This window comes from uncultured Sphingosinicella sp. (genome assembly GCF_963974575.1).
Lineage (GTDB): Bacteria > Pseudomonadota > Alphaproteobacteria > Sphingomonadales > Sphingomonadaceae > Sphingosinicella.
On record NZ_CAXBBQ010000002.1, the window covers coordinates 239802 to 260339 of the forward strand.

General features: G+C 65.8%; 19 protein-coding genes. 10 read left to right on the forward strand and 9 right to left on the reverse strand.

Annotated features, from left to right (window positions below; genetic code table 11):
- Positions 1-14: 14 nt before the first annotated feature.
- Both murI and AAC014_RS04255 read right to left on the reverse strand, forming a co-directional pair.
- A complete protein-coding gene (murI, locus tag AAC014_RS04250; protein ID WP_339704478.1) occupies positions 15-833 on the reverse strand; it encodes a glutamate racemase in 819 nt (272 codons plus the stop codon).
- Complete coding sequence (locus AAC014_RS04255; protein ID WP_339704481.1) at positions 803-1447, reverse strand: MOSC domain-containing protein; 645 nt, start codon at positions 1445-1447, stop codon at positions 803-805. Before AAC014_RS04255 ends, murI begins: the two co-directional genes overlap by 31 nt.
- Positions 1448-1519: 72 nt before the next feature.
- Here AAC014_RS04255 and hemB point away from each other — a divergent pair, with 72 nt between their 5' ends.
- Both hemB and AAC014_RS04265 read left to right on the forward strand, forming a co-directional pair.
- Entirely contained in the window at positions 1520-2536 is a 1017-nt protein-coding gene (gene hemB, locus AAC014_RS04260) for a porphobilinogen synthase (protein WP_339704484.1), read from the forward strand.
- Positions 2533-4770, forward strand: a complete 2238-nt coding sequence (locus AAC014_RS04265; RefSeq protein ID WP_339704487.1) for a fused MFS/spermidine synthase — start codon at positions 2533-2535, stop codon at positions 4768-4770. Before hemB ends, AAC014_RS04265 begins: the two co-directional genes overlap by 4 nt.
- 6 nt (positions 4771-4776) lie before the next feature.
- Here the strand turns inward: AAC014_RS04265 and AAC014_RS04270 are convergent, their stop codons facing one another.
- On the reverse strand, positions 4777-6411 hold the full coding sequence (locus AAC014_RS04270; RefSeq protein WP_339704490.1) for an amidohydrolase: 1635 nt from the start codon (positions 6409-6411) through the stop codon (positions 4777-4779).
- A 5-nt stretch (positions 6412-6416) separates the two neighbouring features.
- Positions 6417-7283 (reverse strand): NAD(P)-dependent oxidoreductase, encoded by an 867-nt coding sequence (locus AAC014_RS04275; protein ID WP_339704493.1) that lies wholly within the window; start codon positions 7281-7283, stop codon positions 6417-6419.
- A gap of 107 nt (positions 7284-7390) precedes the next feature.
- On the opposite strand from AAC014_RS04275, the gene AAC014_RS04280 reads away from it, so the two are divergent.
- From AAC014_RS04280 to AAC014_RS04300, 5 genes are all read left to right on the forward strand, one after another.
- Positions 7391-8629 (forward strand): threonine ammonia-lyase, encoded by a 1239-nt coding sequence (locus AAC014_RS04280; protein ID WP_339704496.1) that lies wholly within the window; start codon positions 7391-7393, stop codon positions 8627-8629.
- 8 nt (positions 8630-8637) lie between these two features.
- Complete coding sequence (locus AAC014_RS04285; RefSeq protein ID WP_339704499.1) at positions 8638-9483, forward strand: hypothetical protein; 846 nt, start codon at positions 8638-8640, stop codon at positions 9481-9483.
- Positions 9484-9495: 12 nt separating this feature from the next.
- Positions 9496-10332, forward strand: a complete 837-nt coding sequence (locus AAC014_RS04290; protein ID WP_339704502.1) for a flagellar motor protein MotB — start codon at positions 9496-9498, stop codon at positions 10330-10332.
- Positions 10333-10341: 9 nt separating this feature from the next.
- Entirely contained in the window at positions 10342-11094 is a 753-nt protein-coding gene (locus AAC014_RS04295) for an arginyltransferase (protein WP_339704505.1), read from the forward strand.
- Positions 11095-11247: 153 nt separating this feature from the next.
- On the forward strand, positions 11248-11484 hold the full coding sequence (locus AAC014_RS04300; RefSeq protein ID WP_339704508.1) for a hypothetical protein: 237 nt from the start codon (positions 11248-11250) through the stop codon (positions 11482-11484).
- A gap of 81 nt (positions 11485-11565) precedes the next feature.
- On the opposite strand, the gene metH is transcribed toward AAC014_RS04300, so the two are convergent.
- From metH to AAC014_RS04320, 4 genes are read right to left on the reverse strand one after another with little or no spacing between them, the layout of a single operon-like run.
- Positions 11566-14175, reverse strand: coding sequence for a methionine synthase (metH, locus tag AAC014_RS04305; protein WP_339704511.1), 2610 nt, complete (start codon positions 14173-14175; stop codon positions 11566-11568).
- Positions 14176-14185: 10 nt separating this feature from the next.
- Positions 14186-15232 carry a homocysteine S-methyltransferase family protein gene (locus AAC014_RS04310; protein ID WP_339704514.1) on the reverse strand — a complete coding sequence of 349 codons (1047 nt, stop codon included), beginning with the start codon at positions 15230-15232 and terminating at the stop codon, positions 14186-14188.
- Complete coding sequence (metF, locus tag AAC014_RS04315; protein ID WP_339704517.1) at positions 15229-16158, reverse strand: methylenetetrahydrofolate reductase; 930 nt, start codon at positions 16156-16158, stop codon at positions 15229-15231. Before metF ends, AAC014_RS04310 begins: the two co-directional genes overlap by 4 nt.
- On the reverse strand, positions 16155-17102 hold the full coding sequence (locus AAC014_RS04320; RefSeq protein ID WP_339704520.1) for a metalloregulator ArsR/SmtB family transcription factor: 948 nt from the start codon (positions 17100-17102) through the stop codon (positions 16155-16157). Before AAC014_RS04320 ends, metF begins: the two co-directional genes overlap by 4 nt.
- 115 nt (positions 17103-17217) lie before the next feature.
- Here AAC014_RS04320 and AAC014_RS04325 point away from each other — a divergent pair, with 115 nt between their 5' ends.
- From AAC014_RS04325 to AAC014_RS04335, 3 genes are read left to right on the forward strand one after another with little or no spacing between them, the layout of a single operon-like run.
- A complete protein-coding gene (locus tag AAC014_RS04325; protein WP_339704523.1) occupies positions 17218-18078 on the forward strand; it encodes a VacJ family lipoprotein in 861 nt (286 codons plus the stop codon).
- A 35-nt stretch (positions 18079-18113) separates the two neighbouring features.
- A complete protein-coding gene (locus tag AAC014_RS04330; RefSeq protein WP_339704526.1) occupies positions 18114-18407 on the forward strand; it encodes a hypothetical protein in 294 nt (97 codons plus the stop codon).
- Positions 18408-18419: 12 nt separating this feature from the next.
- Entirely contained in the window at positions 18420-18713 is a 294-nt protein-coding gene (locus AAC014_RS04335) for a hypothetical protein (protein ID WP_339704529.1), read from the forward strand.
- Positions 18714-18862: 149 nt separating this feature from the next.
- Here AAC014_RS04335 and groL read toward each other — a convergent pair whose 3' ends face one another.
- On the reverse strand, positions 18863-20506 hold the full coding sequence (gene groL / locus AAC014_RS04340; RefSeq protein ID WP_339704532.1) for a chaperonin GroEL: 1644 nt from the start codon (positions 20504-20506) through the stop codon (positions 18863-18865).
- Positions 20507-20538: the final 32 nt, after the last annotated feature.

Sequence of the window (20538 nt, forward strand, 5' to 3'; positions counted from 1 at the left end):
CGCCATCCCTTTGTTTACAGATAATCAACGTCGAGTCCGCGTTCGGCCAACGCAGGCCCAAGCGCAGCGGCCTTTTCGTCTCTTGCCGTGAAAACGGCAAGGCCAGCCGGTTCGCACCCTGTCCAGTCCGCATCGCGAAGCAGGTGCGCGACGCGGCGCGCGATCCCCTGCCCGCCGTGGACGAAACGCATCGGTCGGCGGGCGGCGGCGGCAAGCTCCTCCTCGACGAGCGGGAAGTGCGTGCAGGCGAGTACGACGATATCCATGTCCTCGCCGCGCGGCTGGTCGATCAGCCCCGCCATCACCGCCGCATAGGCCTCCGCCGGAACCCCCTCCCCGCGCAGTTTTGCCTCTGCCATCGCCGCAAGCTCCGGCGTGCCGTGGCGGAGCACGACGCAGTCCGAAGCGAACTCGGCAGCGAGATTATCGACATAGGCCTGCCGCACGGTGGCGGGCGTGCCGAGCACGCCGATTACCTTCGCTTTCGTCGCTTCGGCGGCGGGCTTGATGGCGGGCACGGTGCCCACCACCGGCACGTCGAGCGCGGCGCGGACGTGTGACAGCGCGATCGTGGAGGCGGTGTTGCAGGCGATGACGATGAGGCGGGGCCGGTAGCGTTCCGTCAGCCGCCCGAGCAGCGCGGGCACGCGCGCGGCGATCTCCGCCTCGCTCTTGCTGCCATAGGGAAACCCGGCGTTGTCCGCCACATAGACCACCGGCGCCTGCGGCAGCGCGGCGCGGATCGGCGCGAGCACCGAGAGGCCGCCCATGCCCGAATCGAAAACGAGAATGGGCGGGCAGGTCACGACATCATCCGCGCCCGGTCGCGCCATTCGGCGGACAGCGGCTTCAGTTCCGAAAGCGCCTTCAGCGACGCTGGGTCAGCCTTGCCCGCGCCGCCGACGATCAGGCCAAAAACACGCGCTACGGTCCATTCGGGATACGGCCTGCGTTCGAGCGCCAGCACGTCGCCGACCGCGACGACGCCGGGTTCGAGCACACGGTAGTACCAGCCTGAACGACCCGTCTTGACGATTTCGGCGACGAGCGCCGGGCGCCCCAGCCGATGCGCCGGTTTCCAGCAGGGTTTGCGGCCCTGCGAGATTTCGACGAGCGCCGTGCCGAGCCGGTAGCGATCCCCGATGCAGGCGGTGTGCTCGTCGAGGCCGGTCGTCGAGATGTTCTCCCCAAAGGCGCCCGCAGCGCCGAGCAGCGGCTGATCGGGCATCAGCTCCGACCACCACGCATAATGATCGCGCGGATAATGGTGGACCGCCATGTCGATGCCGCCGTGGTGGACGGTATCCGCCTGCTCATCGCCATCAAGGCCGAGCGGCTTCACGACAACCGCGCCGTGCCGGGGCGCCTTGGCGATTGCGCTCATCTCCTCGCCGCGCAGCGGGCGCGCGGTGCCGGTGAGCACGGCTTCTATCGTGAGTCCCGTCATGATCCGCGCTTAGCGCCCGCGCCGCACCCCGGTAAAGCCCGTGCTTCTCAAGGCGTGCGTTTTCGACCATAGATGCCGCCCATGTCTCCCGTTCTCAAACCCGCTGCCGCCTATCCCGCCACCCGCCTGAGACGCCCCCGTGCGCACGCCTGGTCGCGCGCGCTGTTCGCGGAAGTGACGCTCTCCCCGGCCGATTTCATCTGGCCGCTGTTCGTCACCGAGGGTACGGGCGAGCGCACGCCGGTGTCGACGATGCCGGGCGTCGAACGCCTGTCGGTCGATCTCGTCGCCGAGGCCGCGAAGGAAGCCGAAAGCCTTGGCATCCCCTGCATCGCGCTCTTCCCCCACACGCCCCCCGAACGCCGCACGGCGGACGGGCGAGAGGCGCTCAATCCCGACAACCTCACCTGCCGCGCGATCAAGGCCATTAAAGCTGCCGCGCCCGGCATCGGCGTGCTGACGGACGTCGCGCTCGACCCCTACACGACGCACGGCCACGACGGGCTGCTTTCGGACGACGGCCGCATCCTCAACGACGAGACGATCGAGATGCTCCAAGGGCAGGCGCTGGTGCAGGCGCGTGCCGGAGCCGACATCATCGCCCCGTCGGACATGATGGACGGCCGCGTCGGCGCGATCCGCAAGGTGCTGGAGGCGGGCAGCTTCCACGATGTGCAGATCATGAGCTACGCCGCCAAATACGCCTCCGCCTTTTACGGCCCGTTCCGCGACGCGGTCGGCTCCGGCGGCTTCCTGAAAGGCGACAAGAAGACCTACCAGATGAACCCCGCGAACGCCGACGAGGCGCTACGCGAGGTCGCGCTCGACATCGCCGAGGGGGCGGACAGCGTGATGGTGAAGCCGGGGATGCCCTATCTCGACGTGATCGCCCGCGTGAAGGACGCGTTCAACATCCCCGTGTTCGCCTATCAGGTCTCCGGCGAGTACGCGATGCTGGAGACGGCGGCGCAGGCTGGACTCATCGAGCGGGACCGGATGATCATCGAAGCGCTGACCGCGTTCCGCCGCGCGGGCTGCTCGGGCATCCTCACCTACTACGCACGCGACGCGGCAAGGCTGCTCGGATGACAGCCGCCGAGGGCGCACTGTCGCGGGGATTGGCGGCGCGGCCGCTGTTCATCGCGACGATCTTCCTCGGCTCTTTCCTCCTCTTCCTCATCCAGCCGATGCTCGGCCGCATGGCGCTGCCGACGCTGGGCGGCGCGCCCGCGGTTTGGAACGTCGCCATGCTGTTCTACCAGGCGATGCTGCTCGCAGGGTATGTGTACGCCCATGCGATCAGCCGCATGGCGCAGCGGCGGCAGACCATCGTCCACCTCGCGGTCTTTGCCGTCGCGGCGCTCACGCTGCCGATCAGCCTCGCCGAGGTCGGTGGGCGCGAGACGCTGCCGCCGATGCTGTGGCTGCTGGCGCTGCTCGGCGCCTCGATCGGCCCGGTGTTCTTCGTCGTGGCGGCGCAGGCCCCCCTGATGCAGTCGTGGTACGCGCGCGTCGATGATCCGGCGGCGGCGGACCCCTATTTCCTCTACGCGGCGAGCAATGCCGGAAGCCTGCTCGCGCTCCTCGCTTACCCGTTCGCGGTCGAGCCCTATCTGCGGCTGAAGGAGCAGGCGTGGCTCTGGTCGGGCGGCTTCGTGGTGCTCGCGCTACTCGTCGCCTTCTGCGCCCGCCGCCCGGCGCGTGACCCGGTGCCCGCCGCAGAGGCTGCACCACCCGCGACATGGCGCGAGCGCGCGGTCTGGACGGTGCTTGCCGCCGTGCCATCGGGCCTGCTGCTCTCCACGACGACGCACCTGACGACGGATATCGTCGCCGTGCCGCTGCTCTGGGTGGTGCCGCTCGCGCTCTACCTCGTCACCTTCATTGTCGCTTTCTCGATGGGCGGGGCGATCTTCGTGAAGCAGGCGAAGATGGCGGCGCCGATCCTCCTGCTGCTGCTCGGCGGCTACACGTTCCTCGCGCAGGGCGTGTTCGCGCTGCTGATGGCGCTCACCAATCTCGTGCTGCTGTTCGTTGTCGCACTGGCGCTGCACGGCCATCTCGCGGAGCGGCGCCCGCCGCCGTCGCAGCTCACCGACTACTACCTATGGATCTCTTTGGGCGGCGTCATCGGCGGCTTCTTCTCCGCGATCGTCGCGCCGCTGGTGTTCGATTGGGTGTACGAGCACCCGATCCTGCTCGTCTGCGCCGCGGCACTGATCCCGGCGAAGCCGCTGACGAAGCGCATCGGGGCGCTCTGGAAAGGTCGCAGGGGGCTGATCCTCGACATCGCGTTGCCGCTCGTCTCACTTGTCGCATCCTGGTGGGTGCACACCGAACTGATCCTCGGCGACCGCGCAGAGACCGCCGCGCCCGCGCTCGGCATCATCGCGCTTGCCGCCGTGCTGTCGATCGGGCGGCGGCTCACCTTCGCGGCCTGTTTCGGCGCGCTGATGCTCGGCCTCGGCGGCTGGCAGGCGATCGCGATCAGCCGCATCGAACTGGCGCGCGAGCGCAGCTTCTTCGGCATCTACACCATAAAGGCCGATGGCGCCCGTCTCATCCGCCAGCTCGAGCACGGCACGACGCTGCACGGCGTGCAGAGCCTGATCCCGGACCTGCAGAGCGAGCCGCAGTCCTACTACGCCAAGGGCAGCGGCGTCGCCGAAGCGTTCGCGGCACTGCCGAAAATCGCGGGGCGCTTCGCTAAGGTTGGCTATGTGGGGCTGGGCGCGGGCTCGCTCTCCTGCTTCGCGCAGCCGGGACAGGGCTGGACCGCGTTCGAGATCGATCCGCTGGTCGTGCGGATCGCGAGGGACCCGCGGCTGTTCACCTATATCTCGCGCTGCACGCCCGACCTGCGCGTGGTGATGGGCGATGCGCGCCTGTCGCTCGCGAAGGAGCCCAGGCACACCTACGACCTCATCGCCATCGACGCCTTCACATCCGACGCGATCCCCATGCACCTGATGACCGAGGAGGCATTCAAGGTTTATGCGGGCGCGCTGAAGCCGGACGGCGTGCTGATGGTGCACATCTCCAATCGCCACATCGATCTGCAGCCGGTGATCGCCGCCATTGCGAACGACATGGGCTGGACCGCGCGCGTGCGCGACCACACGCCCTACGATCCCGATCTTCCCGGCATCGATTACTCGCGCTCGATCTGGGTGGCGCTGACCCCTACAGAAACGCGGATGCAGGATTTGATGTACGGCGGCGGCGCTGGGCCGGCGGGCTGGGCGCTGCTGCGCGAAAGGCCGGGCCTCGAACCGTGGACCGACGATTTCGCGAGCATCATCCCGGTGCTGAAGCAACAGTAGACTGGGTCAATCCCGGACGTAGACGCGTTTGCCGGCAAGCCACGTTTCCAGCACATTCACCTTCCAGATGTCGCCCGCGGGCATCTTGAAAATGTCGCCGTCGACGAGGATGAAATCGGCCCACTTGCCCGGAGTCAGCGTGCCGACGGCGCGCTCGTGCTGCCCGGCGTAGGCAGCCCCGGTCGTGAAGGCTGCGAACGCCTGCTGGCGGGTGAGCGCCTCGTTCGCATACCAGCCTTTCGGCGGCTCTCCGCCCCGATCCTGCCGCGTGACGGCGGCGTGGAGGCCGTAGAAGGGATTCGCGGGTTCCACCGGGAAGTCCGATCCGCCCGCGATACGCGCGCCGCTGTTCACGAGCGATTTCCAGGCGTAGCCGCCCTTGATCCGCTCCGGCCCGACGCGGTCTTCCGCCATAGCCTTGTCGGACGTGGCGTGCGTCGGCTGGATCGAGGCGATGACGCCGAGCTTGCCGAAACGGGCGAGGTCATCCGGCGCGATGATCTGCGCGTGCTCGATGCTGGGGCGCACCAGCGGCTGGCCCATCTTCTGAACGTCCGCGAACGCGTTCAACACTTCGCGGTTCGCCTTGTCGCCGATGGCGTGGACGTTCACCTGAAAGCCGCGCATCGAGGCGGATGCGATCACGTTGCGTAGCTTGGCGCCTTCAATCATCGTCAGCCCGCTGTTCTCGGGATCGTCGCTGTAGGGTTCGAGCAGCGCCGCGCCGCGCGAGCCGAGCGCACCGTCCGCGACCAGCTTGACCGTGTTCAGCGCGAGGCGATCTTCATAAAGCCAGCCGGTCGCCCCTTTCGGCGCGATCGCGCGCAGCGCATCGGCGCCGCCTGCCATGGCAGAGATGCGCGCGGTCAGCTTGCCGTCTTTCGCGAACTGCTCGTAAAGCGTCCAAGTCGCCGGATCGATGCCCGCGTCGTGAACCCCAGTAAGCCCGACGGACGCCATGATCTGGAGTGCCGTTTCAAGCGCGGCGGCGTTTTCCGCTGCGGTCGGCGGCGGCAGCTTCTTCTCGACGAGCGCCATCGCCGTATCGACGAGAACGCCGGTCGGCTCGCCGTCCGCATCGCGTTCGATGCGGCCGCCTGCGGGGTCGAGCGTCTTCGCAGTGATGCCGCTTGCCTTCAACGCCGCCGAATTCGCCCAGCCCGCGTGGCCGTCGACACGGGTCAGCCAAACTGGACGGTCCGCCACGGCAATGTCGAGGTCTTCGGCGGTGGGGAAACGATCGAGCCCCCAGCTCACCTGATTCCAGCCCCCGCCGACGATCCAATTCCGCTCCGGCGCCGCTGCGGCAGCGGATGCGATCTTCGCGAGCGCCTGATCGATGCTCGTTGTGTCCGAAAGGTCGGTCTGAAGTGCCATGAAGCCGAGGCCCATGACATGGCCGTGCGCATCGATGAGGCCGGGCAGCAGCGTCCTGCCCTCCGCGTCGATCACCTCACCGTCCGCCGTCTCGCCGGGTTTCAACAGGCGCTCGACGCGGCCGTCGTCGCCGACGATGACCCCGGCGAATTTCTGCAATCTACCGATATCGTCGAGCGTGTAGCCGTTCGCATTGACGATCACGGTGCGCGCGTCCGCCGCGCCTGCCGAGAGGAGAGCTGCAAGCGCAAGCGCGATCCGCATGGTCTTCATCCCCTGAACCGCCGGAGCAATGATGACGTGTCCTGCCGTCCGCCGCCCATGTTCTGGACATCGGCGTAGAACTGGTCAACCAGCGCGGTGAGCGGAAGCGAAAGGCCGAGGTTGCGCGCTTCGCCGAGCACGAGCGACAAATCCTTGCGCATCCAATCCACCGCGAAGCCAAAGTCGTATTCGCCCTTGATCATGGTCGGCGCGCGGACGTCCATCTGCCAGCTCTGCGCCGCACCCTTCGAGATCACGTCGACGACGGCATTGGCATCGAGCCCCGCTTCCATCGCGAAATTCATCGCCTCGGAGAGGCCCTGTAAAACGCCCGCGATGCATATCTGATTGACCATCTTGGTGAGCTGCCCCGCCCCCGCCGGCCCCATCAGCCCGATGCGCTGCGCATAGGCCTGCATCACCGGCTCGCCGCGTGCGAAGCTCTCCGCGTCGCCGCCGACCATGATCGTCAGGCGGCCGTTCTCCGCGCCTGCCTGACCGCCCGAAACCGGGGCATCAAGCACGCCGATGTCCCGCGCCGCGCCCGCCTCGGCAAGCTCGCGCGCGATGGCTGCGGAGACCGTTGTGTGATCGATGTAGAGGCTGCCCGGTGCCATCGCCGCGAACGCGCCGTCCGGCCCCAGCGTCACGGCGCGCAGATCGTCGTCGTTACCCACACACGTCAGCACGACCTCGGCGCCCTGTGCAGCTTCGGCAGGCGTTGCCGCGAGCGCCCCGCCATTTGCGGCAACCCAGCTTTCCGCCTTCGCGCGTGTACGATTGTAGACCGTCACGTCGTGGCCCGCCGTCTTCAGATGCCGCGCCATCGGCCCGCCCATCACACCCATTCCGAGAAATGCGACCCGCGCCATCGGCAGACTCCTGTTCAATCCGTTCGCGCGGCTTGGTAGCCGCTGTTTGCCTCGGCTTCCAGATCGGCTATGGCGCCCGTGCAAATTTCGTATGTCAGGATGACCAGATGGGCGATTCTCAGGGTGTGACGGCTTTGCCGGTGACGTTTGCCGATATCGAGGCAGCGCACATGGCGATCATGCCGCACATCATCCACACGCCCTGCCTGAAATCGCGCACGCTTTCCGATATCCTAGGCGCCGAAGTGTGGCTGAAGTTCGAAAATCTTCAGTTCACTGCCGCCTACAAGGAACGTGGCGCGCTCAATACGCTCCTTTCGCTCACCGATGCGCAGCGCAAGAAGGGCGTGATCGCCGCGTCAGCGGGCAATCACGCGCAGGGCATTGCGTACCACGGCACCCGCCTCGGCATCCCCACGACGATCGTGATGCCGCGCTACACGCCCGTGGTGAAGGTGCAGCAGACCGAAAGCCACGGCGCGACGATCGTGCTCCACGGCGACAACTTCGACGAAGCCTATGCCCGCGCCCGCGAGCTTGAGACCGAGCGCGGCCTCACCTTCGTGCATCCCTTCGACAATCCGCTCGTGATCGCGGGACAAGGCACCGTTGCGGTCGAAATGCTCACCGACGCGCCGAAGATCGACACGCTGGTCGTCCCGATCGGCGGCGGTGGATTGATTTCGGGCATGTCGATCGCGGCGCGCGCGATGCGCCCTGATGTGGAGGTTATCGGGGTGCAGGCAGCGCTCTACCCCTCGATGGCCGCGAAGATGAAGGGCGAAACCCTGCCCTGCGGCGGCGACAGCATCGCCGAAGGCATCTCGGTCAAGGAACCGGGAACCATCACGCAGGGCATCGTTCGCCAGCTGGTGAAAGACATCCTGCTCGTTGACGAGTCCAAGCTCGAACAGGCGACGGCGATGCTGCTCAATATCGAAAAGACCGTCGTGGAAGGCGCGGGTGCGGCGGGCCTCGCCGCCCTCCTCGCTTATCCGGAGCGCTTCAAGGGCCGCGTTGTCGGCCTGCCGCTCACCGGCGGCAACATCGATACGCGCTTGCTTGCGAACGTGCTGCTGCGCGATCTCGCCCGCGCGGGGCGTCTCGCACGGCTGCGCATCCGGCTCAACGACCGGCCCGGGCAGCTTTTCGGCGTGGCGCGCATCTTCGACGACATGCAGGTCAACATCGTCGAAGTGTATCACCAGCGCGTGTTCACGAACCTGTCGGCGAAGGGCATCTATGCGGACATCGAGTGCGAGACCCGCGACCGCGACCATCTCGATCGCTTGATCGAGACGCTTAAGGAAAGCGGCTACGAGGTGTCTTCGGTCGAGATCGCCTGAGGCGCGCCATGGCATCGATCTGCGTTCTCACGTCGGACGGCCGGTTCGAAGAGTTCGTGTCGCGCGCTGCCGAAGAGCTGCGCGCACGGCTTGGCGACGCGGTTCATTTTCAGCCTTGGACGGCTCCGCTCCTTGCGGACTACGGGCTTGTCCTGCCGCTCCTTGCCTGGGGCTACCAGTCGCGCGGCAGCGAATGGTCCGCAGCGCTCGACGCGTGGGAGGCAGCAGGCATCCCGATAGCGAACCCGGTGCCGCTGATGCGCTGGAACACCGACAAGCGCTATCTCTTCGATCTGGAAGCGAAGGGCGTGCCGGTGATTCCCACAGTCTTCGCACCGGCGCTTTCGGAATCGGACATCAGCGATGCCCGCACCCGCTTCGGCGACACCGTCATCGTGAAGCCCCCGGTGTCAGGTGGCGCCGATGGAACCTACCGTTTGGCGCCCGGCGATCCCATACCTGCGGACGTCGCGGGCAGGCCCATGCTGATCCAGCCGATGATGGCGGCGATCGCGACGGAGGGTGAATACTCGCTGTTCTACTTCGGCGGCGCGTTCAGCCATGCGATCCTCAAGGTGCCGTCCGCCGGCGACTTTCGCGTGCAGGAGCAGTTCGGCGGGCGCGAAATCACCGTCGAGGCTCCCGAAGAGGCCCGCGCGGTCGCCGAAAAGGCCCTCCGCGCCGCGCCCGGCGAAGCGCTCTACGCCCGCATCGACATGGTACGCGGCGCCGATGGCGCATTGCGGCTGATGGAGCTTGAGCTGATCGAGCCCTCGCTGTTCCTGTCATACGCCCCGGACGGCGGAAAACTCTTCGCAGACACGCTTAGCGCCCGCTTAACCTCCACCCGCTAAACTCGGCCCACCATGGCCAGCCGTCCTTTCCGTACCGCAGCGAACACGCGCCCCGTCATCCGGCGGCGTGCACGCCAGGCGCCGCGCGGCGTCCGGCCCGTGAACGTGCAGTGGAAGGTCGCCTACGCCGACTTCGCCACCGCAATGATGGCCTTCTTCATGCTGCTCTGGCTCATATCGAGTTCGGAAAAGGTCTCGCTCCAGGGCATCGCCGATTATTTCACGCCCTCGGTCGCAGCGCCGCCAGCCGGGGCGGCGGCCGAGGGTGATGTCGCGTTTGCAAGCGGCGGCCCGGAGCCGATTTCGCTCGCGCCGAGCGACAAGACCCGCGCCCGGGCCGATGCCCTGCTCCGCGATATCCGCACGGCCTTTGCCGCGGATCCCGATCTCGCGCCGCTTGCCGACAATGTCCTCCTCGAACCCACCGCGGAGGGTATCCACATCCAGCTCACCGATACCGCCCTGCGCCCGATGTTCGCTGAAGGCAGCGCCGTGCCGCTCGCCCCCCGCGCGTTCCGCGCCGTCGCCGCGCGGATCGGCAGCCTTCCGAACCGCATTGCCGTCGAGGGGCACACGGACAGCACCGGAGAAGGCGACGACTGGCAGCTTTCCGCACGCCGCGCGGTCGCCGTGCGCGATATCCTCGCGGCCGGCGGCATCACTGCGGACCGCTTCGCCGCCGTGACGGGCCGCGCCGCGAGCCAGCCGCTGCTGCCCGATGCCCCCGCCCGGCCGGAGAACCGGCGCATCACGATCATCCTGCTCGACGAACCGCCCGCCCTCGCCCCGCGCGCCGCGCGACGGGCCGTGCAGGCAATGCCTTCCCAAACCGGCAACATCGCACCATAATTCGCAGCCGTGACAGACCAAACGTTCCGATTCCCGCGATTTTTCGTGACGGCCCCCAGCCCCTGCCCCTATCTGCCGGGCAAGCTGGAGCGCAAGGTCTTCACCGAACTGCGCGGCGAGGACGCCGTCGAGCTGAACGAAGCGCTGTCGCGCATCGGCTTTCGGCGCAGCCAGAACGTCGTCTACCGACCGAGCTGCGAGGGCTGCAACGCCTGCGTTTCCGTGCGCGTCCTCGCGCCGCGCTTTGCGCCGAGCCAGACGCAGCGCCGCATCATGCGCCGCAACGACGATATCGAGGTCAGCATCTGCGAACCGTGGACGACGCCCGAGCAGTTCGATCTGCTGCGCGCCTACCTCGGCCAGCGCCATCCCGAAGGCGGCATGACGCGCATGGATGCCTACGACTATGCGGAGATGGTCGAGCAGACGCCCGTCAACACCCTCGTCATCGAGTATCGCGAGCCGAGGATCGATGGCCGGCAGGGGCGTCTCATCGGCTGCTGTCTCACGGATCGACAGGCGGACGGGCTCTCGATGGTCTACAGCTTCTTCGATCCCGCCCACCCCACGCGCTCGGGCCTCGGCACCTTCATCATCATGGACCACATCCGGCAAGCCGCCGCCGCCGGGCTCGATTTCGTCTATCTCGGCTACTGGATCGAGGGCTGCGAGCGGATGAACTACAAGACCCGCTTCCGCCCGATCGAGCGACTCACGACGCGCGGCTGGAAGTCCGTGGAGGCGTCCGAAACCTTCGCCTGAACGAAATGTGCCGAAAATGCGGCAGGCCGAAGGGAACCGCATAACCGTCCGCGCGAAGGGGCGGTTCATCGCCGCGGCGGTTGTCTGAACCGGGAACCCGGCCAACCTTTGCTCTGCCGGGGGGCGAACCGGACAGACAAAAGGTGATTTGGAATGAAAATCGAAAAGCTCCTTGGGGTGGCGCTCGGCGCCGTGATGGTTGCCGGTATGCCTGCGGCAGCGTTCGCCCAAAGCGCGGATGCGCCGCCCACGATCGACACCAACAGTGACGGCAAGCCCGATGCATGGGACACGAACGGTGACGGCAAGGCCGATGCGTGGGATACGAACGGCGACGGCAAACCCGATGCGGTCGACGCTGATGGCGACGGCAAGCCCGACGCTCAATAAAGCCCGAACCTGGTTCGGCGGATTCCCGTCCTCAATCCCGGATGCGCCGGCGGATCAAATGATCCGCCGGCGTTTTCCGTTTCAAAGATTGGGCCGCAGCCAGCGTTCCGCTTCCTCAACCGATATGCTGCGGCGCGCGGCATAGTCCTCAAGCTGATCGCGGCCGATGCGCGCGACGCCGAAATACGAAGATTGGGGATGCGCGAAATAAAAACCTGAAACACTCGCCGTGGGGAGCATCGCCAGACCTTCCGTCAGCACGATTCCGGTCGCCGCCGTGGCGCCGAGCAGGCGGAACAGTTCCGGCTTCAGCGTGTGATCCGGGCACGCCGGATAGCCGGGCGCGGGGCGGATGCCTTCGTAGCGCTCCTTGATCAGTTCCTCGTTCGTCAGCCGCTCATCGGGCGCATAGCCCCAAAGCTCGCGACGCACCCGCTCGTGCAGATACTCGGCGAAAGCTTCGGCCAGCCGGTCTGCGAGCGCTTTCAGCATGATGTCCGAATAATCGTCGTGCGCGCGGCGGAAGCGTTCGGAATGAAGGTCGATTCCCTCCCCGCCCGTTACCGCGAAGCCGCCGATCCAGTCGGCCTCGGGCGAGATGAAATCGGCAAGGCACATGTTGGGACGGCCCGCGCGCTTCTCGATCTGCTGGCGCAGCATGGCGAAGCGGCCGATCGCGTTCGTGCGGCTTTCGTCCGCGTACACGACGATATCGTCGCCCTCGCGCCGTACCGGCCAGAAGCCGACGACGCCGCGCGCGCTCAGCCAGCGTTCGCCGGCGATCTGCTCCAGCATCTTCTGCGCATCCGCAAACAGCGACCGCGCGCTTTCGCCCACCACCGCGTCGTTGAGGATGGCGGGGTAGTTGCCCGCGAGTTCCCACGCGCGGAAGAACGGCGTCCAGTCTATGTACGGAATCAGCGTGTCCACGGTCACGTCGTCGATCACGCGGACGCCCGACGTCGCGGGCTTCACCGGCGGATGCGCCGCGAAATCCGCCGGAAAACCGTTGGCGCGCGCGTCGGCAAGGCTCGCGAGCTTGCTCTCGCCCCGGCTCGCGCGCTCTTCGCGGATCATCGCGTACTCGGCGCGCGTGTCCTCGACCAGCTTGCCCTTCATGTTGTCGGAGGTGAGCGCGCTCGCCACGCCAACCGCGCGGCTCGCGTCGAGAACGTGGAGCGTCGGCCCCGAATAAACGGGCTCGATCTTGAGCGCGGTGTGCACGCGGCTCGTCGTCGCGCCGCCGATGAGGAGCGGCATGGTGAACCCCTCGCGCTCCATCTCGGCCGCGACCGTCACCATTTCGTCGAGCGATGGTGTGATGAGGCCGGAAAGCCCGATCATGTCGGCGTTCTGTTCGCGCGCGGTCTTCAGGATCGTCTGAAAGGGCACCATCACGCCAAGGTCGATGACCTCGAAGTTGTTGCACTGAAGCACGACGCCCACGATGTTCTTGCCGATATCGTGAACGTCGCCCTTCACGGTCGCCATCACGATACGGCCCTTGGCCCGCGAGCCTTCGTCCTTCTGCGCCTCAATGAACGGGATGAGGTGCGCGACCGCCTTCTTCATTACGCGCGCCGATTTCACCACCTGCGGCAGGAACATCTTGCCCGAACCGAACAGGTCGCCGACGACCGACATGCCCGCCATCAGCGGGCCTTCGATCACCTCGATCGGCCGCGCGAACTGCTGCCGCGCCTCTTCGGTGTCCTCGACGACATACGCGTCGAGGCCCTTCACCAGCGCATGTTCCAGGCGCTTGTGCACGGGCAGCATCCGCCATTCCTCGGTCGCCTTTTCGGCAACCTGGCCATCGCCGCGAAAGCGCTCCGCGATCTCCAGCAGCCGCTCGGTCGAATCAGGGCGACGATTGAGCACCACGTCCTCGCACGCGTCGCGCAGTTCGGGATCGATCGTGTCGTAAACGTCGAGCTGACCCGCGTTGACGATCGCCATGTCCATGCCCGCCGGAATGGCGTGATACAGGAACACGCTGTGCATCGCCCGGCGCACCGGCTCGTTGCCCCGGAAACTGAAGGAGAGGTTGGAAAGCCCGCCCGAAATATGCACGTACGGACAGCGTTTCCGAATCTCGCGCGTCGCCTCGATGAAATCGACGCCATAGTTGTTGTGCTCCTCGATCCCCGTCGCCACCGCGAAGATATTGGGATCGAAGATGATGTCTTCGGGCGGGAAGCCGTTCGCGGTGAGCAGCTTGTAGGCGCGCTCGCAAATCTCGATCTTGCGCGCCGCGGTATCCGCCTGCCCCTTCTCGTCGAACGCCATCACGACGGCTGCGGCACCATAGGCGCGCACCTTCCGCGCGGCCTCCAGAAAGGCTTCCTCGCCTTCCTTCATGCTGATCGAATTCACGATCGGCTTGCCGGTCACACACTTCAGACCCGCTTCGATCACGCTCCATTTCGAACTGTCGATCATCACCGGCACGCGGCTGATATCGGGCTCCGCCGCGATCAGCTTCAGATACGTCTCCATGGCGTGTTCGGCGTCGAGCAGGCCTTCGTCCATGTTGACGTCGATGATCTGCGCGCCGTTTTCCACCTGATCGCGCGCGACTTCGATGGCGGTGGTGTAATCGCCCGCCATGATCAGCTTCTTGAACTTCGCCGATCCGGTAACGTTGGTGCGCTCGCCGATATTGACGAAACGCGCGGTGTTCTGTGTCATGATGTTCAGTTCAGGCGAGTGTGAAGGCGTCGAGACCGGCAAGATGCATCGCCGGTTCGGGGTGCGGAATGGCGCGGGGCGGCAGGCCCTCCACGGCTTTCGCCATCGCGGCGATGTGCGCGGCGGTCGTGCCGCAGCAGCCGCCGACGATGTTGATGAGGCCCGTCTCCGCCCATTCGTGGATCATGCCGCCGGTGGTATCGGGCGCCTCGTCATACTGGCCGAGTTCGTTCGGAAGCCCGGCGTTCGGATAGACCATCACCAGCGTATCGGCGATGCGCGACAATGCCTGCACGTGCGGACGCAGTTCCTTCGCGCCGAACGAGCAGTTGAGCCCGATCGTCACGGGCTCTGCGTGGCGCACCGCATACCAGAACGCCTCGACCGAATGGCCCGAAAGATTACGGCCCGACATGTCCGTGATCGTCATGGAGATCATCATCGGGATGCGCGCGCCGCGCGTCTCGCCAAGTTCGATAAGCCCCATGATCGCGGCCTTGGCGTTCAGCGTGTCGAAGATCGTTTCAATGAGGATGAAATCCGATCCCGCATCGAGCAGCGCTTCGGCCTGTTCCTTGTAAACATCCTTCACCTCGTCGAACGTCACGGCGCGGAAGCCGGGATCGTTGACATCGGGCGACAGCGACAGAGTCTTGTTCGTTGGCCCGATCGCGCCCGCGACAAAGCGGGGCTTCCCGTCGCGCGCCGTCGCGGCATCCCCCTCCTCCCGGGCGATGCGGGCAGCGGCGTGGTTCATCTCCGCGACCAGATGCTCCGCGCCGTAATCCGCCTGGCTAATCCGGTTGGCGTTGAAGGTGTTGGTGGCAAGGATATCCGCGCCAGCATCGGCATAGCCCCGCGTGATCGCGCGCACGATGTCGGGACGGGTAAGGACCAGAAGGTCGTTGTTGCCCTTCTGATCGTGGCCGAGATCATAATTGCCGCGATAGGCTGCTTCATCCAGCCCATAGGTCTGGATCGCCGTACCGAACGCACCGTCGTTGATGAGGATGCGCTTCGCGGCCTCCGCGCGCAGACGCTCCGCTGCGTTCGTCATGCCTGCTCTCCGTTCGCGCGCTTCCCGAGCATGTGGCAGATCGCGTAGCTGAGGTCGGCGCGGTTCAATGTGTAGAAATGGAATTCGCGAACCCCGCCCGCATAAAGACGCCGGCAAAATTCGGCGGCGACGGTCGCGGCGACGAGACCGCGCGCGGCGGGCCGCTCCTCAAGCCCTTCGAACAGCCGCCCCATCCAGCCCGGAATCGCCGTGCCGCACATCTCGGCCATGCGCTTTGTCTGCGCGAAATTGCTGACCGGCAGGATGCCGGGCACGATCTCTGCATCGAGGCCAGCCGCAGCCGCATTGTCGCGGAAGCGGAAATAGGTTTCCGGCTCGAAGAAGAATTGCGTGATCGCGCGGTGTGCGCCCGCATCGAGCTTGCGTTTCAGATTGTCGAGATCCTGCGTGATGCTCGCGGCTTCGGGGTGCATTTCCGGGTAGGCTGCGACGCTGATCTCGAAGTCCGCGACGCGACGAAGCCCCGCGACGAGCGCGGCGGCGTTCTCATATCCATCTGCGCGCGGCACGAAGCGCTCGCCCGCGCGCGGCGGATCACCGCGCAGCGCCACGATATGCCGCACACCCGCATCCCAATAGGCACGCGCGACGTCATCAATCTCGCCACGCGAGGCATCGACGCAGGTGAGGTGCGCCGCGGGCGTCAGCGTCGTTTCGCGCACGAGGCGAGAAACCGTGGCGTGCGTACGCTCACGCGTCGACCCGCCCGCGCCGTAGGTGACGGAGACGAAACGCGGATGCAGCGGCTCAAGCGTCTTGATCGACTCCCACAGCGTTTCCTCCATCTTCTCCGTCTTGGGCGGGAAGAATTCGAATGATACGCCGATGTCGCCGCGCAAATCCGCGAACAGGGGCTGACGGACAGCGTTCTGCGCTTCCGTCATCTGATCGAGTGTCAGGATCATGCCGCTTTCCTTTTCGCGAGCGGGGTCTTTTCCCCAAGCCAGATGCTGACGGTCAACGTGCCCCCTTTCAGATGATCCATAACACGGCCTTCAAGGCCGCTTTCGCGCATCCAGCCAAGCACGGCGTCATCGGCGAACCCGAGACGCGTGTGCGCGTGGTTTGCGCGGAGTTCCTCAAGCGTGTGCGGCGCGAAATCGACCACGAGAAGCCGCCCGCCCGGCGCGAGTACGCGTGCGGCTTCGGCGATCGCGCCCGAAGGATTGTCCGCATAGTGCAGAACCTGGTGCAGCAGGACGGTATCGACGCTGCCGTCCGCCTGCGGGAGGGCATACATATCGGCCTGCCGCACCTCGCAATGTCCGAGCTGCGCCGCCTCCAGCTTGCCGCGCGCGACGCGAAGCATGTCCGCGCTGCGGTCCACCCCGGTCGCACCGCGCGAACCTGGCGCGAGCAGTTCGAGCATCCGCCCCGTTCCCGTACCGATATCCAGCAGATAGCCGACCGGCCGCGCCGCGAGCGCGCGCAGGATCGCAGCTTCCACCTCGCCGTCGGAAACGTGCATCGAACGGATACCGTCCCAACCTTCGGCATGGGCATCGAAATAGCTGCGCATCTCGGCGACCCGGCGTGCGCGAATCTCGTCGAGCCGCCGCGTGTCCGCCGCGACGGCGGGGCTGCCGTCCAGCATACGATCCAGAAGCCCGCCGACCTCGCCCGCGAGCCCCGCGCCTTCGATCCGCAGGAAAACCCAAGCCCCTTCCTTGTGCCGCACAAGAAGTCCCGCCTCGGCCAGGATACGCACATGCCGCGAAACGCGCGGCTGCGATTGCCCCAGCACTTCGGCGAGTTCGCCGATCGACAGCTCCATCGATCGCACGAGCGCCATGATCCGAAGCCTTGACGGATCGGCGAGAGCGCGGAAAAGGTCGAGTGCGGGCTGCATAAAAGGGGATATAAAGATATCTTTATATGCGGTCAATGAACGAAATACGTTGTCACAGCCCATCGTGGAACTCTAGGTTCCGCGCCTTGTCGCCCAGCGTTATCCGGGAAGCCCCATGACCGCACGCACCGTCTCACTCGTCGCCCTTCTCGCCGCCCCACTCCTCGCCGGCTGCGTCACAACACCGGGCGGCGTTTCAGAGGCCGAGCTCGACCGCTTCGAAAAGACCAACCGGGCAATCTACGCGTTCAATAAGGGCGTCGACACAGCGGTCCTCAAACCTGTAACTCAAGGCTACCGCGCTGTCGTCCCCGGCATCGCGCGGCGCGGCGTCTCGAACGCCCTCGACAATATCGACGAGCCGCTGTCGTTCATCAACGCGGTACTGCAGGGCAAGTTCAAGGCCGCCTTCCGTGCTGTCGACCGCTTCATGATCAACTCGACATTCGGCGTTGCCGGCCTCTTCGACCATGCGACCGAAATGGGCCTGCACAAGCAGGAAGAAGATTTCGGCCAGACGCTCGCAGCGTGGGGCGTCGGCTCCGGGCCTTATATCATGCTGCCGCTGCTCGGACCCTCGACGCTTCGCGACACAGTCGGCTTCGGTGTCGATTCGGTGACGGATCCGTGGCCCAAGTTCCAGAAACATGTCGCGGGCCTCAACGGCACCGAGCGGATCGGCGTCACCGCCGGCGAGGCCATCGATCTTCGTTCGCGTCTCATCGATACGGCCGATCCGCTGCTTGCCACGGCGCTCGACGAATACGCGACCGTCCGCGCAGCCTATCTCCAGCAGCGCCTCAGCGACATTTACGACGGCGATCCACCCGAAGACGATTTCACGCCAACATTCGACGACGAGCCGCTACCCTCCGCGGCAGCCGAACCCGTGGACACACCACTGCCCGCGACGGAAGACGCGCCTGCGTCCACATCGGACACGGACGAGCCCAAGGCCGAAGCCGTCGCTCCGTAAAAGGGGTTGCGGGCACCGACTGCGAATCGCATCAGATGGTCTCCGCAGACGGAATTTATCCTGCCAAATCCGATACCTGCGGCATTTCGCAGGGGCTAGCCGTGTGCCAGCGCGAACAGGCCATGCGCGGTGCGGATTTCAACCGCGAAGAATATCTATTGTTTTACAAGACATTAAGTCGGCAGCTGCGAAGCAGGCGGCGGATTGCGAGAGTTCTTCACAAAATTATTTTACGCGGAAGCATCAAACCTCTTCCCACAGACAAGGTTTTCCGTGACAATCCGCGCCGCTCCCATTATTGGGCGCAGGGTCAATACAAACTGTTCTAGGGGAACAAGTCGATGCGCAATGTTACCAAGGGTTTCGCAGCTCTCGCGCTCGTCGCCGGCCTCGGCCTCGCTGCTTGCAGCGAGAAGACCGAAGAAGCCGCCGACGCAACCGCGGATGCCGCGGCTGAAGATGCTGCTGCTGCTGCCGATGCCGCCGTCGCCGAGACGGACGCCGCGATGGACGCGACTGTTGATGCGACGGCTGACGCCGCTGCTGACGCCGCTGCCGGTGCTGCCGACGCAGCCGCTGGCGCTGCCGACGCTGCTGCGGACGCCGCTGCTACGGCGGAAGAAGCTGCTCAGTAAGCTTTACTGACAGTTCGAAAAAAGAACGGGCCGCATCTTCGGATGCGGCCCGTTTCTTTTTGCCCACGATCGGTCTCGATTGATAATGGGCAAGAAAAAGGCCGCCGGGATCACCCGACGGCCTTTTCTTTGACTGCCGCTGGCTGGACTTAGAAGTCCATGCCACCCATGCCGCCCATGCCACCCGGCATACCGCCCGGCGCAGGCTTGTCGTCCGGCAGCTCGGCGATCGTCGCCTCGGTGGTGATGAGCAGACCCGCGACCGACGCGGCGTCCTGCAGCGCGGTGCGGACGACCTTGGTCGGGTCGACGACGCCGGCCTTCACCAGGTCCTCGTAGGCGTCGGTCTGGGCGTTGAAGCCCAGCTTCTCGTCCTTGGCGTCCATCAGCTTGCCGGCGATGACAGCACCATCGTGGCCGGCGTTCTGGGCGATCTGACGCACAGGCGCCTGCAGAGCACGGCGGATGATGTCGATACCGCGGGTCTGGTCCTCGTTGGCACCCGTGAGGCCCTCAAGCGCCTTGGTGGCGTAGAGGAGCGCCGTGCCGCCGCCGGGGACGATACCTTCTTCAACGGCCGCGCGCGTGGCGTGCAGCGCGTCGTCGACGCGGTCCTTCTTCTCCTTGACTTCGACCTCGGTGGCACCGCCGACCTTGATCACGGCAACGCCGCCGGCGAGCTTGGCGAGACGCTCCTGGAGCTTCTCGCGGTCGTAATCGCTGGTCGTCGTGTCGATCTGGGCGCGGATCTGCTCGACACGGCCCTTGATCTGCTCGCTGTCACCGGCGCCGTCGACGATCGTGGTGTTATCCTTGTCGATCGTGACCTTCTTGGCCTGGCCAAGCATACCGAGCGTGACGTTCTCGAGCTTGATGCCGAGGTCTTCGCTGATCATCTGACCGTTGGTCAGGATCGCGATGTCCTCCAGCATCGCCTTGCGGCGATCACCGAAGCCCGGCGCCTTCACGGCCGCAACCTTGAGGCCGCCGCGCAGCTTGTTGACGACGAGCGTGGCCAGAGCCTCGCCCTCGATATCCTCGGCGATGATGAGGAGCGGACGACCGCTCTGCACCACGGCTTCGAGAATCGGCAGCATCGCCTGCAGGTTCGAGAGCTTCTTCTCGTGGATCAGGATGTGCGGGTTATCGAGCTCGACCTGCATCTTCTCCGGGTTCGTGATGAAGTACGGAGACAGATAGCCACGGTCGAACTGCATGCCCTCGACCGTCTCCAGCTCGCTGGTGAGGCCCTTGGCTTCCTCGACGGTGATGACGCCTTCCTTGCCGACCTTGTCCATCGCCTCGGCGATCATCTTGCCGACTTCCACGTCACCGTTGGCCGAGATGGTGCCGACCTGGGCGATCTCGTCCGAACCGGCAACTGCCTTCGAACGGGCTGCGAGGTTCTCGATGACCTTGGTGACGGCAAGATCGATGCCGCGCTTCAGGTCCATCGGGTTCATGCCGGCCGCGACCGACTTCATGCCCTCGCGGACGATCGACTGGGCGAGCACCGTGGCGGTGGTCGTGCCGTCGCCGGCGATGTCGTTGGTCTTCGAGGCCACTTCGCGCAGCATCTGCGCGCCCATGTTCTCGAACTTGTCCTTGAGCTCGATTTCCTTCGCGACCGTCACACCGTCCTTGGTGATGCGCGGCGCGCCGAAGCTCTTGTCGATCACGACGTTGCGGCCCTTCGGCCCCAGCGTGACCTTCACCGCATCGGCGAGGATATCCACGCCGCGAAGAATACGCTCACGCGCGTCGCGGCCGAATTTTACGTCTTTGGCTGCCATGTTTGACTACCCTTTCCTGGGATCTGAAATGA

Excerpts from the sequence above, each read along its gene's own strand:
- AAC014_RS04280 (WP_339704496.1), top strand. The coding sequence starts at position 7,391 with ATGGGCGATTCTCAGGGTGTGACGGCTTTGCCGGTGACGTTTGCCGAT.
- AAC014_RS04265 (WP_339704487.1), top strand. The coding sequence starts at position 2,533 with ATGACAGCCGCCGAGGGCGCACTGTCGCGGGGATTGGCGGCGCGGCCG.
- AAC014_RS04285 (WP_339704499.1), top strand. The coding sequence starts at position 8,638 with ATGGCATCGATCTGCGTTCTCACGTCGGACGGCCGGTTCGAAGAGTTC.
- murI (WP_339704478.1), bottom strand. The coding sequence starts at position 833 with ATGGCGCGACCGGGCGCGGATGATGTCGTGACCTGCCCGCCCATTCTC.
- metH (WP_339704511.1), bottom strand. The coding sequence starts at position 14,175 with ATGACACAGAACACCGCGCGTTTCGTCAATATCGGCGAGCGCACCAAC.
- AAC014_RS04320 (WP_339704520.1), bottom strand. The coding sequence starts at position 17,102 with ATGCAGCCCGCACTCGACCTTTTCCGCGCTCTCGCCGATCCGTCAAGG.
- AAC014_RS04275 (WP_339704493.1), bottom strand. The coding sequence starts at position 7,283 with ATGGCGCGGGTCGCATTTCTCGGAATGGGTGTGATGGGCGGGCCGATG.
- AAC014_RS04310 (WP_339704514.1), bottom strand. The coding sequence starts at position 15,232 with ATGACGAACGCAGCGGAGCGTCTGCGCGCGGAGGCCGCGAAGCGCATC.
- AAC014_RS04335 (WP_339704529.1), top strand. The coding sequence starts at position 18,420 with ATGCGCAATGTTACCAAGGGTTTCGCAGCTCTCGCGCTCGTCGCCGGC.
- metF (WP_339704517.1), bottom strand. The coding sequence starts at position 16,158 with ATGATCCTGACACTCGATCAGATGACGGAAGCGCAGAACGCTGTCCGT.
- groL (WP_339704532.1), bottom strand. The coding sequence starts at position 20,506 with ATGGCAGCCAAAGACGTAAAATTCGGCCGCGACGCGCGTGAGCGTATT.
- AAC014_RS04330 (WP_339704526.1), top strand. The coding sequence starts at position 18,114 with ATGGTCTCCGCAGACGGAATTTATCCTGCCAAATCCGATACCTGCGGC.
- AAC014_RS04255 (WP_339704481.1), bottom strand. The coding sequence starts at position 1,447 with ATGACGGGACTCACGATAGAAGCCGTGCTCACCGGCACCGCGCGCCCG.
- AAC014_RS04325 (WP_339704523.1), top strand. The coding sequence starts at position 17,218 with ATGACCGCACGCACCGTCTCACTCGTCGCCCTTCTCGCCGCCCCACTC.
- AAC014_RS04290 (WP_339704502.1), top strand. The coding sequence starts at position 9,496 with ATGGCCAGCCGTCCTTTCCGTACCGCAGCGAACACGCGCCCCGTCATC.
- hemB (WP_339704484.1), top strand. The coding sequence starts at position 1,520 with ATGCCGCCCATGTCTCCCGTTCTCAAACCCGCTGCCGCCTATCCCGCC.
- AAC014_RS04300 (WP_339704508.1), top strand. The coding sequence starts at position 11,248 with ATGAAAATCGAAAAGCTCCTTGGGGTGGCGCTCGGCGCCGTGATGGTT.
- AAC014_RS04270 (WP_339704490.1), bottom strand. The coding sequence starts at position 6,411 with ATGCGGATCGCGCTTGCGCTTGCAGCTCTCCTCTCGGCAGGCGCGGCG.